Annotated in this window: 3 protein-coding genes; all 3 read left to right on the top strand. The window is 63.9% G+C overall.

The features are described 5' to 3' along the window. Nucleotides 1-514: 514 nt before the first annotated feature. On the top strand, nucleotides 515-1,048 hold the full coding sequence (locus BST27_RS29980; protein WP_069422323.1) for a peptidase: 534 nt from the start codon (nucleotides 515-517) through the stop codon (nucleotides 1,046-1,048). Between the two features lie 255 nt (nucleotides 1,049-1,303). Continuing rightward, the gene (locus tag BST27_RS29975; RefSeq protein ID WP_069422328.1) at nucleotides 1,304-2,017 is read left to right on the top strand and encodes a TMEM165/GDT1 family protein; all 714 of its coding nucleotides are present in this window, start codon (nucleotides 1,304-1,306) and stop codon (nucleotides 2,015-2,017) included. 463 nt (nucleotides 2,018-2,480) lie between these two features. After that, nucleotides 2,481-2,879, top strand: a complete 399-nt coding sequence (locus BST27_RS29970; RefSeq protein WP_069422324.1) for a helix-turn-helix domain-containing protein — start codon at nucleotides 2,481-2,483, stop codon at nucleotides 2,877-2,879. Nucleotides 2,880-2,995 lie beyond the last annotated feature (116 nt).

The following is a 2,995-nucleotide window of genomic DNA, read 5'->3' as shown; positions in this document are numbered from 1 at the left end:
CCTGTCGATCGCAAACCGCGGGTTAGTGGTATATGCGCCCCCGGCCGGCGGCGGGAGAACCTGGGCGGCCGCGCCCCCCCCCCCCCCCCCCCCCCGCGGCGCCCCGCCCCCCCCCCCCCCCCCCCCCCCCCCCCCGCCGGGGCGCCCCCCCCCCCCCCCCCCCCCCCCCCCCCCCCCCCCCCCCTGCCTGTGGGGGGGGCCCCCGTCAACCACCTTTGTTTTGTTTTTTTTTTTCCCCCCCCCCCCTATACCGGCCAACCCCGGGGGGCGGGGGGTAAACCCCGGGGGGCCGCCCTCCTTGTTCGGGCTCCTTGTTGGGCCCTGCGGCCACCCCGGAAAGCTACTAAAAGTTGCGTCTACCGCGCTCAAATATTGCGACTTTGTGAAGTCGATCAGTCAATGCCGTGTCGAGTTGCATGAGCGTAAATCCGACCGCATGCTGGAATTCTTGGAGCTACGATTTTTATTAGCTACCAACGCAGTTACTTCGAATGGAGGCGTGACGGAGGGCTAGATGGATGCCGGGTCTGATCGTTCAATAGGGGTGTCTCCGTTCCATTCTCGCGGGACCCTCAAAGGTTTTGTGATCTCAGGGCGATGGCCGGATTCGACCAAGGAATGGGCCCAGTTGCTGATGGTCGCGGTCCGGGTGGCGTCCTTGCCCGGATTGCTTTCCACCACAACGGTATTCGGCGCCCGCGAAGAACTGCCCGACGAGCCCGCGCCGGGCACCGTCGGCCTGGTGTTGGCCGAGGGCACCGTCTTCGGCGAATCCGCCATCCAGCCAGGCTATTTCGCGGATCATCAGCCGCCGGCACTGCTAATGCTGCACCCCCCGTCGGAAACCACGCCGTCGTTGCCGGAGTGCACCGGGGCGGCGTCGGGGTGCGTCCTGTTGCCCGGATTGCCCTACCTGGGATTGGAACACCGGGCAGCGTGGGTGGAGGCTGAAGCCGACGGCACCATCACGTCGATGGTGAGCCGCGTCGGCGTCGACCCGATCAGCCATCCCGACACCGCGATTCTGGCGATGCTGCTTGCCGCATAAGGGAATTCGAACCGATTAGTTCGGCACCCGAATTGAGGAATACGGGTACCCGAACTTCGTCAGTTAGCTGGCGTGCGCCAAATCCGGCCGCTAGCCTAGAAACCGTAAGCGAAGGGGAGTAGCCCCCAATCGTCGCGTCGACATACTGGCGAATAGCCCGGCCGGCGAACCGTTTCGATCCGAGACGGTGGGTGAGACCTTCGACCGATGTGCGACGACCCAACGGTCGCCGCCGCGTGTCGAAAGGTCGTCCGAATGTTCGCAGCCATCCTGCTGAGTCTCTCGGTGGTGTTTGTCGCGGAACTCGGCGACCGGTCCCAGCTGCTCACGGTGACCTACGCGTTGCGCTACCGCTGGTGGGTGGTGCTCTCCGGTGTGGCCATCGCATCGGCTCTGGCGCACGGCGTCTCGGTGGCCATCGGCCACTACCTCGGCGCCACGCTGCCGACTCGCCCAATGGCGTTTGCGTCTGCGGCCGCCTTCCTGATTTTCGCAGTATGGACCTGGCGGGAAGGCGCTGCCGCGCAGGACGAGGACGAAGTGGCGGCTCCGCGGGAACCCCGATTCGCATTGCTCACGGTGATTTCCTCGTTCGTGCTGGCGGAACTGGGCGACAAGACCACCCTGGCCACGATCACCCTGGCCAGCGACCACAACTGGGTCGGGGTCTGGATCGGCACCACGCTGGGCATGATTCTGGCCGACGGTCTGGCAATCGTCGCAGGGCTGATGCTCCACCAGCGGCTCCCCGAGCGGTTCCTGCACGGACTGGCCAGCCTGCTGTTCCTGTTGTTCGGCTTGTGGATGCTGTTCGACAACGCCCTGGGCTGGCGGTCGGTGGCCGTCGCAGTGACGGCCGCGGTGGCATTCGCCGCGTTGGCAGGCGTCGTCTCCAAGCGATTGGCGCAAACTCTGCGGCGGCGTCGCGAGACCGCCGCAATCGGCGCCGGCTCACCGCGCGATGCCTGACTGAACCAACTGTTGTACCCGCGTCAACATGGCATTCGGGCCGACTGTTAACGTCATGGACACAGGGGGTTCGTAGCCTTTTTCAATATCGTCTCGCGCCACAGGCCGTCTATCGGTGTTCATAGGCAGCAAATGGTGGGATAGCAACGGGTGCAAGTTGCCCGGAGGTCCGCGGATCCGTTCGAGCCCGCCGGCCGGTTGGTTTCGTCAGCCGTCGAGCCGGCGTCTTGTCGCGCCTTTATTCCCGAAGGATTCTGCGGATAACCTGTGAACTTCTTTCTTTTTATGGACACCGTACCGTTTTGACTACAGGCTCGGCGGGGGCGTCTCGGTTGGGCTGTCTGCCTGCCGCCGACCAAGAGGCCCAGGTTTGCACTTGGTTGTTGACATAACTGTCGCTACCATGGTCAGCAAATAACGTATTGATAACATTCGCCCTGCCAGCCCGCTGGAGGTCATATCGATGAGCACGACTTTCGCCGCCCGCCTGAACCGCCTGTTCGATACGGTGTATCCGCCCGGTCGTGGACAACACACCTCCGCGGAGGTGATCGCGGCGCTCAAGGCAGAGGGCATCACGATGTCGGCTCCGTACCTGTCGCAGCTACGTTCGGGCAACCGCACCAACCCCTCGGCCGCGACCATGGCCGCATTGGCGAATTTTTTCCGGATCAAGCCGGCGTACTTCACCGACGACGAGTACTACGAAAAGCTCGATCAGGAACTGCAGTTTCTGGCCGCCGTCCGGGAGGACGGCGTGCGGCGCATCGTGACACGGTCTCAGGGATTGTCCCCGGAGGCACAGGCAAAGGTTGTGGACCGCATCGACGAGCTGCGGCGCGCTGAAGGCCTGGACGACTAGCCGCGCTGACCTGACGGGTTGTCCAAGGTCCACTCCGATTAGCCTCGATTTTGCATCGAATTGATGATTGAGCCGTTCTGGCGCTGAATGGTGTTGTTGGGTAGGCATTTTCGGTG

Source organism: Mycobacterium intermedium (assembly GCF_002086275.1).
GTDB lineage: Bacteria > Actinomycetota > Actinomycetes > Mycobacteriales > Mycobacteriaceae > Mycobacterium > Mycobacterium intermedium.
This window is presented reverse-complemented; position numbering and strand designations above follow the sequence as displayed.

Bases quoted from the DNA above. Each gene is read 5' to 3' on its own strand.
- BST27_RS29970 (WP_069422324.1), top strand. From the start codon at position 2,481: ATGAGCACGACTTTCGCCGCCCGCCTGAACCGCCTGTTCGATACGGTG.
- BST27_RS29975 (WP_069422328.1), top strand. From the start codon at position 1,304: ATGTTCGCAGCCATCCTGCTGAGTCTCTCGGTGGTGTTTGTCGCGGAA.
- BST27_RS29980 (WP_069422323.1), top strand. From the start codon at position 515: ATGGATGCCGGGTCTGATCGTTCAATAGGGGTGTCTCCGTTCCATTCT.